The 17984-nt window shown below is 34.2% G+C and carries 12 protein-coding genes; 1 reads left to right on the top strand and 11 read right to left on the bottom strand.

Annotated features, from left to right (window positions below; all coding sequences use genetic code 11):
* Positions 1 to 10 precede the first annotated feature (10 nt).
* From KF816_04630 to KF816_04615, 4 genes are all read right to left on the bottom strand, one after another.
* Positions 11 to 3391: a PAS domain S-box protein gene (locus KF816_04630; GenBank protein ID MBX3007299.1), complete on the bottom strand. Its 3381-nt coding sequence runs from the start codon at positions 3389 to 3391 to the stop codon at positions 11 to 13.
* A gap of 193 nt (positions 3392 to 3584) precedes the next feature.
* The gene (locus KF816_04625; GenBank protein MBX3007298.1) at positions 3585 to 5369 is read right to left on the bottom strand and encodes a phosphoenolpyruvate carboxykinase (GTP); all 1785 of its coding nucleotides are present in this window, start codon (positions 5367 to 5369) and stop codon (positions 3585 to 3587) included.
* A gap of 132 nt (positions 5370 to 5501) precedes the next feature.
* The gene (locus KF816_04620; GenBank protein ID MBX3007297.1) at positions 5502 to 6785 is read right to left on the bottom strand and encodes a 3-deoxy-D-manno-octulosonic acid transferase; all 1284 of its coding nucleotides are present in this window, start codon (positions 6783 to 6785) and stop codon (positions 5502 to 5504) included.
* Positions 6782 to 7762 carry a glycosyltransferase family 9 protein gene (locus tag KF816_04615; GenBank protein MBX3007296.1) on the bottom strand — a complete coding sequence of 327 codons (981 nt, stop codon included), beginning with the start codon at positions 7760 to 7762 and terminating at the stop codon, positions 6782 to 6784. The genes KF816_04620 and KF816_04615 overlap by 4 nt, the downstream gene beginning before the upstream one ends.
* A gap of 109 nt (positions 7763 to 7871) precedes the next feature.
* Between KF816_04615 and KF816_04610 the strand changes: the two genes are divergently transcribed.
* A complete protein-coding gene (locus KF816_04610; GenBank protein ID MBX3007295.1) occupies positions 7872 to 8132 on the top strand; it encodes a hypothetical protein in 261 nt (86 codons plus the stop codon).
* A gap of 79 nt (positions 8133 to 8211) precedes the next feature.
* Here KF816_04610 and fbp read toward each other — a convergent pair whose 3' ends face one another.
* The 7 genes from fbp to leuS form a co-directional block, all read right to left on the bottom strand.
* Positions 8212 to 9231 (bottom strand): class 1 fructose-bisphosphatase, encoded by a 1020-nt coding sequence (gene fbp / locus KF816_04605; protein ID MBX3007294.1) that lies wholly within the window; start codon positions 9229 to 9231, stop codon positions 8212 to 8214.
* 36 nt (positions 9232 to 9267) lie between these two features.
* A complete protein-coding gene (locus KF816_04600) occupies positions 9268 to 9609 on the bottom strand; it encodes a hypothetical protein (protein ID MBX3007293.1) in 342 nt (113 codons plus the stop codon).
* 12 nt (positions 9610 to 9621) lie between these two features.
* The gene (locus KF816_04595; protein MBX3007292.1) at positions 9622 to 10464 is read right to left on the bottom strand and encodes an SDR family NAD(P)-dependent oxidoreductase; all 843 of its coding nucleotides are present in this window, start codon (positions 10462 to 10464) and stop codon (positions 9622 to 9624) included.
* A 62-nt stretch (positions 10465 to 10526) separates the two neighbouring features.
* Positions 10527 to 12314: an ABC transporter ATP-binding protein gene (locus tag KF816_04590; GenBank protein ID MBX3007291.1), complete on the bottom strand. Its 1788-nt coding sequence runs from the start codon at positions 12312 to 12314 to the stop codon at positions 10527 to 10529.
* A 2-nt stretch (positions 12315 to 12316) separates the two neighbouring features.
* Positions 12317 to 14068 carry an ABC transporter ATP-binding protein gene (locus KF816_04585; protein ID MBX3007290.1) on the bottom strand — a complete coding sequence of 584 codons (1752 nt, stop codon included), beginning with the start codon at positions 14066 to 14068 and terminating at the stop codon, positions 12317 to 12319.
* Positions 14069 to 14136: 68 nt separating this feature from the next.
* Entirely contained in the window at positions 14137 to 15414 is a 1278-nt protein-coding gene (gene serS / locus KF816_04580; protein MBX3007289.1) for a serine--tRNA ligase, read from the bottom strand.
* Positions 15415 to 15447: 33 nt separating this feature from the next.
* Positions 15448 to 17913: a leucine--tRNA ligase gene (leuS, locus tag KF816_04575; protein ID MBX3007288.1), complete on the bottom strand. Its 2466-nt coding sequence runs from the start codon at positions 17911 to 17913 to the stop codon at positions 15448 to 15450.
* Positions 17914 to 17984: the final 71 nt, after the last annotated feature.

Here is a 17984-nt window from a genome sequence, read left to right as displayed (position 1 = left end):
TTAATTTTATTCAATTATAAAGAGCTTTACGAAGTGAACTTTCAATTGCCTTTTTAAATGTTGCAAGACTCACAGGTTTTTGAAAAATAAACTCAACGCCGATGTTTTTATATTCTGCTTCTATTGATAAGTTTATGTCACTACTCAGCACAATTACCGGCGGTTTAAATTTTAGATCTGCAATATTTATCTGCTTAACAAGATCATATCCGTTCATAACCGGCATTTTATGATCGGTAATGACTAAAGCTGGAGAATTTTGTTTTATAATCTGAAGAGCCGCTTGCCCATTTTCAGCTTCCAAAATATTATAATTTGCAACTAGAGTCTTTATTAATTTTGAATATAAAATCCTATCTGTTTTACCATCATCCACTAACAAAATATTAGAAGAAGCAACAGGAATTGAAAAAATAAACTCAGTTCCTTTTCCATATTCACTATTTACCCATATTTCGCCACCATGCTTGTGAATAATCTCTGCTACTAATGAAAGTCCCAGCCCGCTTCCTTTTTCACCAGCTGTACCGGCTGTTGTAAATTTTGTGTCGACTTTAAATAGTTTATCAACGTTTTCCTTTTTAATTCCAATTCCATTATCCTTAACCGAAAATTCAATTTGCCGTTTTTCAATATTAGGATGGGCAGTAATATTAACTTCGCCTCCGTTTTGAGTAAACTTAATTGCGTTAGATAATAGATTATTGAAGACTTGCAGCATCAAGCTTTCATCTGCATGAACAAAAATTTCTTTGTTCAATTGTGAATTTAACTTTATCGACTTTGGAATTGCGGCTCCGGAAGTAATTTGGATTGATTTTGAAATTACATTTCTGATATCCATTCTTTCTGGTTCAAATCTAATTCTTCCAGTTTGGAGTCGGGTCCAATCCAATAATGAGTTTACCAAACTGAGCATACTTTTGGAAGATTCTTTAATGAATTGAATATACTCCTGCCTTTTCTCTAACTCCATCTCTTTATTATTAATCAAAATATCTGCGAAACCAAGTATCGAGCTAAATGGAGTCCGCAAATCGTGAGAGATAATTGAAATGAATCTATCCTTTGTGTCATTAAGTTCTTTAAGTTTAGCGGCTGTATTTTTTAATTCTTCTTCAGCTCGGTTTGAAAGTGTATTATCACTAACAACGCCAAAAATCCTCTGTATTTCTCCATGAAGATTTCTGATTAATGTTATTCTGTTCTCAATCCATAATACGTTTCCAAGCGCATCCAAAATCCTATACTCAAATTTCTCGAATGTTCTGGCTTTATCGCTATAAAAAGATTTGAGTCTATCAATAAAATTTGAAGAATCATCCGGGTGCAATATTTTTTTCCACAAGTGTGGATCTTCAATAAATTGTTCAGCTGTATAACTGGTAATTTTTTTTACGGCGTGAGTATAAAAATCAACCACTAATTTCCCATCTCTATTTACCGCAGTCCAAATAAACTCGTTAATATTTTCAGAAATACTTCGGTATCGTTCTTCGGAAAGCTTCAGAATTTCCTCAGCCTTTTTCTCCTCCGAAATATCCCGTAAAATCCATACAGTAAAATTTTCATTTTCAATTTGATACGATGTAACGGAGGCTTCAATTTCAATTTGAGTATTATTTTTACCCTGGGCAGAAAAATCAAATCGGGTTGGTATCTGTTCACCGGTTTCCGATTTTTCTAAAATATTGGTGAGCTTTTCAATATCCTTCTTCGCAACAAAACTTAGGATATTCATTCCTATTACATCACTCACACTTGTAAATCCAAACATATTAACAAACGAATCGTTGATAAGTACAATTTTTCTTTTACTCAGAAGAGCAATTCCATCAAGTGATGCCTCAAAAACAGAACGGATTAAGAGCAGATCTTTTTCTGATTCTTTCTTAATTGTTATGTCGGTTAAAATAACATTATAAAACCCGGAAACATCTGAAGGATCTTCAATTTCCGAAAAACTTGCCAGCACATACACCGGCTGTCCATTCTTACCCTTCAGCGGTAATTCAATTGTCTTCTGTTCATTCTCTAATATTGTGGGAATGGAAAATTCATTGTTACTCGAATAATATGGATCGATAAGATTTGTAAAATTAAGTTTAGTAACCTCATCTGCAGAATATTCAAACACTTTCAAGAAATGTGGATTTGCGTATGTAATTTTACCGCGCGAGTTTAATGTGCAAATATAGTCATGTGAATTTGTAACAATATTTCTAAATTTTTCTTCCGATTTAATTAACTGCAGCTGCGTTTTTTCCGATTGCGTAATGTCGGTACAAGCAATTATGTATTCCTTTTCATCCTTATCAGAAAATAGAGTAAACTTGAGAAGATAATATTCAGCTATCTCTTCATCAACACCAATTCTAATTTTTTCTTCAACAACATTTGTAGTTTCAAGATTTCTTTTAATTTTATCAAATCTATCCTCATTTATTTGAGGAAACATTTTAACTAATGCTTTTCCATAAACTTCACTTTTAGTTAACCCGAAAAGATTTTCAGCTTTAGGATTCCAAAAAATAATTTTACCTTTTTGGTTTACACCAATTAAACCATCAACTATATCGGAAGCAATTTTCTCATATTTAGAGAGTTCATTTAACTTTTCAGTATTTAACTCCAAATCTGCACGACTAAGATCAGAATCCTTAACAAGGATAATAACCCAATCAACATCCAAACCAGATTCACTAAAAGGAATAAGCGTTAGCGTGGAATTGATCTCCTCATCATTTTTTAGATATGGTATTTGAGTATAAATTAGTTTGTTTGATTGAACCACGCTATCAAGATGATTTTTAAATAAGAGCAAAGACACTCTTTTACTGGCAGAATCCATTAATGTACTCGCTTCGAACAGAAATGAGTATGTCTCCGAAAAAAAAGGTGCAAATTTTACATTACCTCTTGAGTCGCAAATAATAAAATAATCGCATAACTGGAGTAAAAATTTTTGAAAATCATTTGATTGTAAAAGCGAAAACGAAGAACGAACCTGATCTGATTTTAGATCTTCTAATATTAGCAATCCGCCACTTGGTTCATCATCAATAATGATTGGGGTTCCTTTTAGAATTAAAGAGAAGGATCCACCTCTAGTAGTTTTTGAGGTAGATAAAACTCTTTCGATTGATTCTCCTTCATTCAGCTTAACTAATTCCTCTTTGAGATCAATCCCCTCAAAAATTTCAAGCTCTTCTAAATTTTCACCGATTGCCAATTCGGCATCAATTTTTTTAACACCATTAAAAAAGAAGAAATTTTTATTAACGTATTTAATCCTCAAATCTTTTTGAAATATAAGAATCCCAACTGGGGCAAATTCCATCATATCTCTAAAAGATATTTCGGTGCGGCTTTTTTCGAACGAGCGATCCATCAATATTGAACTCAAATGTGTATTCTTAAAGCAATTTATAAAATATAGGTGATAAACTAAAGGTGTGCGCTGTACTGATTAATACAAATTATTTATAAACCGGGTAAAGAAAGGAGCTAGATTTCTCTACCCGTAGCAATATTAAAGTAAAAATATTTCTAACACTTCATTCAAAAATGATAATACTTATCCGCTAGAGTTGGTTCAACCGGTATTCCAATTTATTAACTTCTTCATGAAGTTTTGCCGGCACTCTTTCACCCAAACTTTGGTAAAATTTCCTAATTTCAGCCACTTCATTTAATCCTTCAGCTTTATCTATATGGAATAGCTTTGCCATTGTTTCTTCAGATAAACCCAAACCTTCTACATTCAACTTATTGAATTTTGGTTCTCTACCTACAGCAGTTTCAACATAGTTCTCTTTACCATCAATTCTATCTAATATCCATTCCAAGACACGAATATTCTCACCAAATCCTGGCCAGATAAATTTCCCCTTTTCATCTTTTCTAAACCAATTAACGTAAAATATTTTAGGTAGTTTTCCCTTATTATCATTATTTGCAAATTCAAGCCAGTGACTGAAATAATCCCCCATATTATAGCCGCAGAATGGAAGCATAGCAAAGGGATCTCTTCGAACATTACCAACCGCTCCAGCCGCGGCTGCGGTTGTTTCTGATGATACAATTGAACCAAGAAATACGCCTTGCTGCCAATCGAAGGATTCAAATACTAGAGGAACAACCTGAGCTCTTCTCCCGCCGAATAAAATTGCAGAGATTGGTACACCAGCTGGATTTTCCCACTCCGGATCAATTACAGGGCACTGACTAGCCGGGGCTGTAAATCTTGAGTTGGGATGCGCGGCATTTTCTTTGCTATCGGGGGTCCAATCATTTCCAAGCCAACTGGTGAGATGTTGGGGTTTTTCAGATGTCAATCCTTCCCACCATACATCTCCATCATCAGTTAAGGCAACATTGGTAAATATTGAATTTTTTTGAAGTGAGGCAATTGCGTTTGCATTAGTTTTACTTGCTGTACCGGGGGCAACCCCAAAAAATCCATATTCTGGATTAATAGCGTATAACCTTCCATCATCACCAAATTTCATCCAGGCAATGTCATCACCAACACATTCTACTTTCCACCCTGGTAAGGATGGCGTTAACATCGCCAAATTAGTTTTCCCACAAGCACTTGGGAATGCGGCGGCTATATATTTTTTTTCTCCGTGTGGATTAGTAATTCCCACAATAAGCATATGTTCGGCTAGCCAGCCCTCACGTTTTGCCATAGTAGAGGCAATCCTTAAAGCAAAACATTTTTTCCCCAGCAATGCGTTACCACCATATCCACTTCCGTACGACCAAATCTCTTTATCCTCAGGAAAGTGTACAATATATTTTGTTTCGCTGGAGGGCCATTCTACATCCTTTTTTCCTTCAGTTAACGGATAACCTACTGAGTGAAGACATTTAACAAAATCGCCATTGCCAAGTGTATCTAATACGGCTTTACCCATTCTAGTCATAATCCTCATATTACATACTACATAAGCGGAATCTGTCAATTCAACTCCGATATGTGAAATATTTGAGCCCAGAGGACCCATACTGAAAGGAATGACGTACATTGTTCTTCCTTTCATAGAACCCTTATACAAATTGGAGAGAGTATTCCTCATTTCATTAGGATTCATCCAATTATTTGTTGGTCCAGCATCTATTTGATTTTTGGAACAGATGAACGTTCTCTCTTCAACTCGGGCTACATCTTTAGGATCAGACTTTGCGTAATAACTATTAGGTTTATATTTCTCATTCAGTTTAATGAAGGTACCGCTTTCAACAAGTTTATTTGCCAACAAGTTATATTCTTCTTCGGAACCATTACACCAGTAGATTTGATCTGGCATACACATTTCTGCCATTTCCTTCACCCAGTCTAAAAGTTTTTGATTTTTAGTCATAACTTTCCTTGATAATTAATGTTATTGTAAAAATAAATTAAATGGTTTATGATATCAAAATCTTATTTATTAGCGATTATGGTCATAGATTTTATTGTACTTTAGAATGAATAGTAAGTGCATTTAATTTAGCTAATGTTTAATGAACTTATTAATCTGATCCACTATTTTTTGAGTTGCGCCAAGATTTTCCTTAACGAATTCAGCACAAATTTTTCCAGAATTCTTTCTAAACTCGTCGTCAGAAAATATTTTTCTTAATAACCGGTATGCATTTTTTTTATCGGAAATAGTAAATGCACCTTTAATAGAAATTAATTTGAGTGCCTCCTGACTATTATGGTACTTGGGACCAAAAAATACAGGTATGCCATAAACTGCTGGTTCTAGTACATTGTGGATTCCCTGCTTAAAACTACCGCCAACATATGCCGCATCAGCATATGAATAGAGAGTTAGTAAAATTCCAATTGAATCAATTAGGATTACTCGTTCATCCTTATAATTATTAAGGTATGAAAATCTTATTGTTTGGAAATTTTTAGCGAATGTATTCTCTAATCTCTCGATATGGAAAATAGTTGGTTCATGCGGTACAATAATTGTGATTAAAGATGATTCAATCTGCATCAGTTTTACTAGTGCTGGGAGCAGTACTTCTTCATCATTTTCCCATGAACTACCGATTACCAGCACTTTTTTTTCAGTAAAAAAATCATCTTTGAACAATTTTTTTTCTTTAGCCGCTATGCTTTTTTGATAAACCCTATCAAATCGGGTATCACCAATTGCCTTTATCCTGCTTTTTTCAACATTAAATTCAATAAAATTTTGCACATCCTCTTCCGATACCGCAAGTATTTTAGTTATAGATGAATATAGAGAATTGTGAAAACTTTTAACTATCGGAAGTTTGCGAGATGTATTTTTTCTCATTGTAGCATCAACAATCAGCGTTGGTATTTTCCTTTTGTTCAACTGCCAAATCATATTTGGCCATATATCATACCGCATAAAGATTGAAATGCTCGGACGAACTAAATTTAAAAATCGGCTCGTAAGAAATGGTGTGTCAAATGGAAAATAAGAAATAATATCTGCATGCGGGTACTTTAAAGAATTAAGATATCCCGATGGAGAAAAGAATGTTACAATAATATTTATGTTTTTATGATTTCTAATTTTTTCAATTATGGGTTTAGCCTGCTCAAACTCTCCCATTGAAGCAGAGTGAAACCATACCATCTGTTTTTTTCTGTCTATTCCTGTTAAATCGATAATCAAGTTTGAGAATAATTTTTTTCTTCCTTCCAAGCCAATCTTTATCTTTTTATTAAACAACCTTGCAAATAAAAGGAAGAGTTTTATAAAAGGAAGGATTACTAGATTGTAAGTGAAATACCAAATGTTTTTCATAAAGTACTTATAAAATTGGTTATTTGATTATATACTAAACCCGGCATTAAATCATTCATACAGCTAAAATGTCTTTTTGGACATTTGTCTAACCCGACATGGCTGCACGGTCTGCAATTAAGTCCAATATTTTCAATTATTAAATTTTGCACACCATATGGGGAGAATCCAAAACTCCTTACAGTTGAACCGAATAATGATAAAACCGGTGTTTTCACCGCGGCAGCGGTATGCATTAATCCGGAATCATTCGAAATTACCAATTTGCACAATTTTAATTCGCTTGCCATCTGAAGCAGATCATTCTCAGTCTGTAAGTTTACTGCTTCTGGAATTTCATTCGAAATTTTCTCGCAAATAGCTTTGTCATCTTTACCGCCAAAAACCAATATTTGAAAACCATCGAGAGATAATTTTATTCCAAGTTCAGTGTAATACTCAGCGGGCCACATTTTGGTTTTATGACGTGACCCGGGACAAATTCCAATATATTTTCTACTTTCAATTATTCGCGGTTTAACCTGATCGCTTATAAAAATTTCAAGTCCATCATTATCAAGTTTTATTTCTGCTGTTTCGGCATATAATTTAGGAATTGAAAAATCTCCTAACAAATCAATTTTTGTATTTACTAAAAGCCACTTTTTAATGGATGGTTTATTTATTCTCAAAACTGACGAACTTGCGCCAAAACAAAGCAGTCTGCTTCTCAAATTTCCTTGCAAATCAATAATTAAATCATATTTAGAATTACTAACTGTTTTCTTTAATTCGGTGAAATTATCATTCGAATAAGTAAGAATTTGATTTATATGAGGATTATTTTTAACTGCATCAGAATATTGTTTTTTAACTAAAACATCTAATTGTGAATTGAATTTACTTTTTTTTAATGATCGGATAACCGGCGTGGTTAATAAAATATCTCCCAGAGAACTTAAACGGATTATTAGAATTTTAACTTTATTTTGATTCAATTATAACACAGTAATTTTGTGTGCAAATTTAGATAATTAGTCAGTTGGTTCCAATGGTAAGTAGTTACTATATTTGGCTAAATAATTTTGAAGAAATAGGAAAAGCGAGATGACAACTTTACCCCCTCCAAATACAAATTTTTTCCCGGAAAATTCATTAGAAAAAAAATGCTATAATATTGCCGAAATGTTTAAGGAATTTATTCCCATCATGAACGATAGAAATAGGCTCGGATATAATCTTTTTAAGTTTATGAAGGGTGAGGGGGATAAACCTGAAATTATAGTTAAAAATGCAAAACTAAAAATTGAAGGTATTACCTCGGATGAACTTGCAAAAAGAATTTCGGAAGAATTAGCAAAGAACTAAATTCTTAATATTTTTACATCAACTGGTTGCGAATTTCCTTTACTGATATTTCTATTAAAATAATGGATTGCAGTAAAATTTAGTTTTTATCAATTTTTTCGCCCCGCATAAATTTCTCAACTAATAATACATCCCCCTCGCTTCCAATAAATATTGGGCATCTCTCATGGAGCGATTCTGGTTTCTTATCAAGAATTCTTTCATTTCCATCCGTAGCCCTACCACCTGCATTTTCAATGATAAATGCCATCGGATTGCATTCATAAACTAATCTAATTTTTCCTTTGGAATTTCTTCTATCTCCCGGATACATATAAATTCCACCATAGAGTAGAGTACGATGAAGATCTGCTACCATTGAACCAACATAACGAGCTTGGTATGGTTTACCCTCAAAATAATTTGATTGAATATACTTTATGTAATGCTTTAATCCGTTAGGCCAGCTAAAATAATTTCCTTCGTTGATGCTGTAAATTCTTCCACTTTTCGGAATCCTAATATTTTCGTGAGATAGGATAAATTCCCCGAATGCCGGATCAAGAGTAAACCCATGCACTCCATGACCGGCAGTATAAACAAATATTGTACTTGAGCCATATACTATATAACCGGCTACTTCCTGTTTATAACCGGGTTGAAGGCAATCTTCAAGAGAACCAGGACCAGTCCCCGGTGTAATTCTTTTATAAATAGAGAAGATTGTGCCAATGCTAATATTCGCATCAATATTTGATGAACCATCAAGCGGATCGAACAACAATACATATTTCCCGGTTTGATGGTGTGCAGGCAAATGAATAATATCTTCCTCCTCCTCGGATGCCATAACACAAAAATGTCCTCCATGATCCATTGCTTTAATTAGAGTATCATGAGCAAACATATCAAGTTTTTTTACCTGTTCTCCATGTACATTTTCAGAACCGGTAAACCCAAGTATATCGGCCAATCCTGCCTTGTTAACCTCGAGCGAAATTAGTTTAGCCGCTAAACCCAATTGCAATAATATATTTGATAATTCTCCAGTTGCGCCTGGATGTAGCTTTTCCCCTTCTACAATGTGACGGGGTAATGTCATAAATCCTCTTATTGCCATTTGAACTCCTAATCAAAATTAATATCTAAAGTAAAATTATTTTTCATCGACATGAAACTTGTGCAATAGCCTGTGAAGTATGGGCGCAAAAAACACTCCTGCTATTACCAAAAATATTATACCGCTATACAGCGCATAGAATGAAGCGAAAAGTTTCCCACCGTCACTTTTTAATATGTCTACAGGCCCCATCCCGCCCAAAATCATAGACGAATTCAATAATGAATCAATCCAATTTAAACCTTCAATAAAGTGATAGCCAAAAACGCCTATCAACAATGAGAAGAGAATAATGCCAAAACCAAAAATAAAATGTTTCAATAACCTGAAATAATAATTTGTAATTGGTATTAGTTGTTCTCTTTTGTGCTCGTACATTTTTTCACCAATCTAATTTTCTAATTTTAGTTTTGATAGACCGAATTTATTCATCATAATTTTATCATAAAGTTTAGTCGGTAGAAAAAATCTAAGAAAAGGGAGAGAAATGCTTCTGTTGCCCATCCTGATTATTGACGGAGGATTTTTTTGTAGAATCTTGTCAACTAATTTAATAGTAAAGCTTTCAAGTGAGGTTGCGTTTAATTGTGATATTTCAGCACGCGCTTTAATCTCCTTTTCGAGTTTAGAATAGATAGAATCTGATTTAAATATTCGTTCAACAGTTTTTGATGCCGCCGAACCAAAATTTGTTTTTATTCCACCCGGCTGAACAGTAACTACTTTTATTCCGAAAGGAAATAATTCCATTCTTAAAGCATCCGATATTGAATGAAGTGCGGCTTTAGTTGCGCAATAAGCACCGGAGAATGGTGTGGTTGCCAAACCCGAAATACTGCCAATATTTACAATTACACCATTCCCATTTGATTTCATCACCGGTACAATTTTATTAATGAGTTTTAAAGGCCCGAACAAATTAGTATTAAATTGATGTTTAATTTCTTCATCCGGGATTTCAACTATCGGTCCAATTAATCCGTATCCGGCATTGTTAATTAAAATATCAATCCGTCCCTCTGTTTTTATGATGAGTTGAACAACTCGATCAATATCGTCATCAATGGAAACGTCAAGTTGAAAGGTATAAATCGATTTTTCAGCTAGGTCAGCTAGAGTCTTAACATTGCGAGCAGTTGCGTAAACTTTATGACCGATATTATTAAGTGAGAGAGAGAGTGACTTGCCAATTCCAGAAGAACATCCAGTAATTAGAATTACTTTAGGATGCATAACAAATTCCAGATTATTTAATTAATTACCAACAATATATGTTATATAAAACCTTATTTATACTATCCTCTGGCATTTTCCTGATCTTTATACTGAAGCTGATACAGTTTATAGTAAATTCCTTTTTTTGCCAGCAATTCTTGATGCTTGCCTGTTTCTTTAATTTCTCCTTTATGCATCACAACAATTTTATCTGCATTTTGAATTGTTGAGAGACGGTGAGCTATTACGATAGAAGTCCGGCCAACCAACAATTTCTCAATTGCATGCTGAATAAGTTCTTCAGTTTCAGTATCAACACTCGAAGTGGCTTCATCCAAAATTAAAATTTGTGGGTTATAAGCTAATGCTCTGGCAAAAGAAACCAACTGCTTTTGTCCAACGCTTAAAGTCGCCCCTTTTTCCTTCACCTCTTCGTCATAACCATTAGGCAGCTGTGATATAAATTTATGCGCACCAACAGTTTTTGAAGCCTCCACAATAATATCCTCGGTAATTTTTTCAGAACCAAGAGAGATATTAGATTTGATTGTTCCGGAGAATAAAAAGACATCCTGAAGAACAATTGAAATAAACTTTCTTAAATCTCTTTTATCAAGTTCGCGAATATCTATTCCATCGAGTTTTATGCTTCCCTTTTCAATATCATAAAATCGTGTAAGAATATTTATCATACTTGTTTTACCAGCGCCGGTAGCACCAACAATTGCAACGGTTTCACCCGGATTAATTTTCAAAGAAATATCGCGTAAAACATATTCTCCTTCATTATAAGCAAACCAAACATTTTCGAACTCTATAGCGCCTTTTACTTTATCAACATTTTTGGGAACATCGGGATTTTTGATGAATGTTTCTGTGTCAAGCAGTTTAAATATTCTTTCAGAGGAAGCCATCGCCCCTTGAAGAATATTATATTTTTCTGATAGATCACGCACCGGCCGCCAGAACATATCTGTATATTGCAAGAAAGCTATTAATACACCCAATGTTAAATGCTGTTGAACTACCTGTCCCCCGCCATACCAAATAATTAATGCAACAGTAACAGCGCTTAATAATTCTACGAAAGGGAAAAATACAGCATAATAAAAAATTGATTTTATATTTGCCTCTTTATGATCATTATTGATCGTTGAAAACTTATTTAATTCTTTCTTCTCTTTAGCGAAGAATTGAACTACGCTCATTCCGGTAACATGTTCCTGCATATATGAATTTAAATTTGCAAGATACTTTCTTACATCCCGGTATGTTTCTCTAACTTTTTTTCTGAATAGAAATGTGGCATAAAACAATATTGGCATTACGAGCAATACAACAAGCGATAGATCCCACGACATAAGAAACATGAAAATAAAAATCCAAATTATTACAAAGATATCACTAAACACTTCCACAATGCCCGAAGAAAACATCTCATTCAGCGCTTCAACATCATTCGTAACACGGGTTACAGTTCTGCCAATAGGAGTTTTATCAAAATATTTTAATGCCAATTTTTGAACATGAGAAAACAGTTGTATTCGAAGATCATAAATAATTTTCTGTCCCATATATTCCATGTAATAGGTAAGAAAATATTGTACAACCCCTTGAATCATCAGAAGGCCTAATAAAGCTGCGCATATTAAAAGGAGTCCATCAAAATTTTTAGGGACTATATAATCATCAACGGCAATTTTACTCAAATATGGGCGGAGTGGACCGAGAGCGGCAACAAAAATATTTAAAGAGATAGCTAGAAATACATATTTTTTATATGGTTTTATATATTGAAGCAGTCGCTTCATTAATCTTGAATCGTAAGCTTTACCTAATATTTCATCATCTTTTTGTTCATCAGCCATTGCTAAGCCATTTCCGAAAGTTCTTCTTCCAATAATTGTTTTGTATAAAGTTCAGTATATATTCCATTTAGTTTTATAAGTTGCTCATGATTACCCTCTTCGGCAATCCGGCCTTTATCGAGAACAAATATTTTATCTGAATCTTTAACTGTTGAGATTCTGTGACTTATAATTATACTTGTTCTCTGCTTCATGAATTCTTTTAATCTCTTTAATATTTCCTCTTCGGTATGTGTATCAACCGCCGAAAAGGAATCATCAAGAATTAATATACTCGGGTTTATTGCCAATGCACGAGCAAGAGACGAGCGCTGTTTTTGTCCGCCGCTTAATGTGATCCCTCTTTCACCTAAAATAGTTTCATATCCTTTAGGGAATGAATCTACATCCTTTTTAAGTTGAGCTATGTCCGAAACCGATTCAACTAATTCTTCGTCATTCGATTCAACACCGTAAATAATATTATTTGCCAGAGTATCAGAGAAGAGAAAGTTTTCCTGAGGAACCATTCCAATATGTCGTCGCAAGATTTCTAAGGGAATTTTTTTAATATCATTTCCATCAATTAAAATTCTCCCTCCGGTTATATCATACATACGCGGGATCAGATTTATAAGTGTAGTTTTGCCAACACCTGTGCTTCCTATAAATGCAACTGTTTCACCATGATTTATTTTAAAACTCAAATTTTCAAAAACATAAGGAAGATTTTCCGAATAGCGGAAAGACACATTTTCAAATTGAATTGATCCATTTATTTTACTAATAATGAAATCTGTTGCCTCGGTATTTGCAATATCCACTGGTTCATTAAAAATTTTCATTATCCTCTTCATACTAGCTTCTGCTTGCTGAATCATATTAGCAACCCAGCCAAATGAAATCATAGGCCAAATTAACATCACCAGATAAGCGAAAAATGCCGAGATAGTACCCAAAGTCATTTCATTATTTATAACCATCTTACCACCGAGCCACAAAACAATAATTGAGGAGAGCCCTGCTATCAATGAAAATACTGGCATAAAAAGGGCATACAACCTTACCAGATCCATTTTCCTATCAAGGTATTCCTGACTGTGTTTCCTAAACTCGTTTATCTCAAATTCTTCTCTCACGTAAGATTTAATAACTCGAATACCTGCAAAATTTTCCTGAGCTTTGCTAGTAAGTTCTGCAAATTTTTCTTGTATGCGGGTGTATCGTGAATGTACTTTTTTCATAACCAGATAAACAATAGAAGAAAGTATTGGTAGAGGAATTAGTGCATATAATGTGAGTGAAGTATTCAATGAAAGCATTATTGTAATAACAATTATAAAACGAATGCCATTATCAATTGAGTACATTACCGAAGGACCAACAAACATTCTTACCGCGCTTATATCATTTGTTGCATGAGACATTATACTACCGGTGGAATTATTTTGGAAAAATCGAAGTGGTAGTTTTTGAATGTGTGCCCAAAAATCCTGCCGCAAATCATACTCAATATCACGAGACATTACAATTATTGTCTGTCTAATTAGAAAGCGAAAGAACCCCGAAACAATTACTGTTCCAACTATAATTAGCGCATAACGAATAATTGTTTCTTGCGACAAATTCTTTTCAAGAGCTTCAATTGCATCTTTTAAAATTAACGGGATGTAAACTAACCCAAGATTAGATAATAAAATGCAAACAAGTCCAATTAATAATTTCTGCTTGTACTTTAAAAAATATTTTTTGAGGTGAACTAAACTTCCGAACAAAACAATCCCTTCATATAATATAGAGCGTTGAGTAGTGAGAATATCTTTTAGATACTCAACATTAAAAATCACCCAATCAGTTCAAAGCCGGTATATTTTTGAAGAACCTTTGGAATAATAATTTTACCTTCAGGAGTTTGATTATTTTCTAAGATAGAAACCATCAAACGACTTGTTGCTAAGCCGCTGCCATTTAATGTATGAACAAATTCCGGTTTTTTGGTTTCTTCATTCCGGAATCGGATATTCGCGCGTCTTGCCTGAAATGTTTCAAAGTTACTGCATGATGAAGCTTCAAGCCATTTATTTTCTGCCGGTGACCAGGTTTCGATATCATAACACTTAGCGGCCGAAAAACTTAAATCACCGCTACATAACATCAATATTCTATAAGGTACATTTAAAGCTTTTAGAATATTTTCGGCATCATTGGTCATATCTTCCAGTTCTTTATAGGAATTATCCGGTTTAGAAAATTTTACCATTTCAACTTTATTAAACTGATGAACACGTAAAAATCCTTTTGAATCTTTTCCGTATGAACCGGCTTCTCTTCTAAAACAGGGAGAATATCCAACATATTTTATTGTTAAATCTTTTTCGGCTAAGATTTCATCACGATGAATATTTGTGATTGGTACTTCTGCGGTTGGAATGGGATACAATCCATCTTTTTCGATAAAATACATATCCTCTTCCATTTTTGGAATTTGCCCTGTACCTCTCATTGAATCACGATTAACTAAAACCGGAGGAAGCACCTCTGCGTAGCCATGATTATTAATATGAGTATCGAGCATAAAATTAATTAATGCACGCTCTAGTGTTGCCCCTTTAGCGGTATACAATGGAAAACCAGAACCCGAAATTTTAGTTCCTCTCTCAAAATCTAGTAAGTTCAATTTTTTTCCGAGCTCAACATGATCAAGAACTTTAAAATCATTTTCAAATTTGAATCCTTCAGGAAGCCATCTTCTCACTTCAACATTTTCCTCAGCGCTTTTTCCAACCGGTACTGAAGAGTGGGCAATGTTTGGTGTTAAGCGTAATATTGAATCAATCCTTTCTTCAATCTCTTTTAATTTCCCATCGAGAATTGTAATTTCATCGCCAACCTGTTTCATTTCCGTGAATACTGCTGTAGTGTCCTCACCCGCTTTTTTCATTTTCGGAATCTGTGCAGATACTTGATTTTTTTTTGCCTTAAGTTCTTCTGTTTGTGAAATAAATGTTCTTCTCTCCTCATCAAGTTGAATTATTTCATCAACAATATCTTTTGCGTTTTTATTTAATAATCCTTGTTTAACGATTTCGCGATTTTCACGAATAAATTTTACGTCTAACATTATTTCTCCAAAACATTTTGAACTTCAGATTTTTTATTTAATAACTATGGTATAAATTTTATTTTGCACATATATTTCTTTAACTATAGTTTTACCGTCAGTATATGATTTCACCTTTTCATCGGTAAATACTTTAGCTCTAACTTCATCTTGAGGAAGATCTACTGCCATATCAATTTTCGAACGAACTTTACCATTTATTTGAACAACTATCGTAGTATTATCTTTTGTTAACGCGTCAGGATCTACATTGAACCATATAGGTTTTTCAAATAATGAAGTTTCTTTTCCAAGTAAGTTCCAGCACTCTTCTCCAAGATGCGGAGCAAGCGGCGCAATCATTACGGCAAATCTTTCTAATATATATGTTTTAACATCAGCTTTGCACTCTGCTAAATTTTTTAATTCATTCAATAATTCCATTAATGCGGCAACTGCAGTATTAAAATGAAAGTTATCAATCTCAGTCTGAACTTTTTCTAAGGTTGAGTTTACTTTTCTATAAATATTCTTTTCCGTTTCATTCAATTCAGAGATAATATATTTGTCATTAGAAGGATTTAGCCTAGCAATATCCTTGTGCGTTTCAAAAATTGCATAGGATCTCTGCACAAACCGGTCAACTCCAACAATACCTTTATCGCTCCAGTCACCACCAAGTTCATAAGGACCCATGAACATCATGTACATTCTAAATACATCGGCACCATACTCATTAATAAATGAATTAGGATCGACAACATTGCCTTTTGATTTAGACATCTTTGCGCCTTGACTGGTAATCGTACCTTGATGAATTAATTTTTGAAAAGGTTCATCGCTGTTTACCAAACCAATATCGCGCAAAAATTTATGAACGAATCTGGCGTATAATAAATGCATCACTGCATGTTCAGCGCCGCCAACATATGTATCAACCGGAGCCCATTTATTTGCGAGGGCTGTATCAAACATTCCATCAGTATAATTTGGATTTAGATAACGCAAGTAATACCATGATGAATCAACGAATGTATCCATAGTATCGGGATCACGTTTTGCGTTATTTCCACATTTGGGGCATTTTACATTTATAAAATCTGATTTAGCGGCAAGTGGAGAACCGCCATCCGGTTTAAAATTTACATCGTAAGGAAGAACAACAGGTAGCTGATCTTCGGGAACAGGAACTTCACCGCATTTTTCACAATGAATAATTGGAATCGGTGTTCCCCAGTACCGCTGACGGGAAATAAGCCAGTCGCGCAAACGATAATTAGTTGTGCGCTTGCCGAGGCCCTGCGTTTCTAAATCTTTCGAGATTTCTTCAATTCCAATATCGGAGTTTAATCCATTATATTTTCCGGAATTGATCATTGTACCGGTTTCTGTAAATGCTTCAGTCAATTCATCGGTCTCATTTGTTCCATCTTGTAAAATGACCTTGCGAATTGGCAAATTAAACTTTGTAGCAAATTCAAAATCACGTTCATCATGTCCTGGAACCGCCATCACATATCCGGTACCATAAGTAGCGAGCACGTAATCAGCAATCCAAATTGGAACCTTCTCACCATTAACCGGATTTATTGCAAAAGCTCCCGTCGGTACACCCGTTTTTTCTTTTACTGTTGATGTTCTGTCAACTTCGCTCAATGATTTTATTGAGTCGATATATTTGTTGACCGCTTCTTTGTATTCCGGTTTTGTAATTTTTTGTACCAATTCTTTTTCCGGCGCAAGTACAACATAAGTTACACCAAATAAAGTATCGGGCCGAGTAGTAAAAACTGTAATCTTTTCATCTAAACCTTCAATTGTAAAATCAACTTCGGTACCATGACTTCTCCCAATCCAATTCTGTTGCATCAATTTAGTTTTTTCAGGCCAATCAATTTTGTTTAATCCATCTAGTAATTCATCGGCATAATCGGTAATCTTAAAAAACCATTGCGTCAATGCCTTTTGTACAACAGTTGTCCCGCATCTTTCACAGCTTCCATCACTTAAAACCTGCTCGCGGGCTAAAACTGTATGACACGAAGGACACCAATTTACTGGCGCGTTTTTTCGGTATGCTAATCCTCTCTCGTACAATTTTAAAAATAAATACTGATTCCATTTATAATATTCGGGAACGCAAGTCATTAATTCGGCAGACCAATCATACATTCCACCCATATGTTTAACCATCTCTCGGATATCATTTATATTTTTGAGTGTGCTATCTTTGGGATGCACTCCCGTTTTAATAGCATAATTCTCTGCCGGAAGTCCGAATGCATCGTATCCCATTGGTTCAAAAACATTAAAACCTCTCAATTTTTTAAATCGCGCGTAGGAATCGGTTGGACCATAATTATACCAATGACCAATATGCATTTTAGCGGCAGATGGATATATAAACATTACCAGGCAATAGTGTTTTTTTTCAGTTTCAGATAAATCGGTTTTATAAACCCCTTTTTCTTCCCAGATGGTTTGCCACTTCTTTTCGGTTTCTTTAAATGGATATTTCATAAATTATTATTGGATAGTTAAAAATTGATGCTAAAATTACGAAAAAATGGGATGGGTTATCAAGGAAAGTT

Source organism: Melioribacteraceae bacterium, assembly GCA_019638015.1.
Taxonomy (GTDB): domain Bacteria; phylum Bacteroidota; class Ignavibacteria; order Ignavibacteriales; family Melioribacteraceae; genus JAHBUP01.
This window is presented reverse-complemented; position numbering and strand designations above follow the sequence as displayed.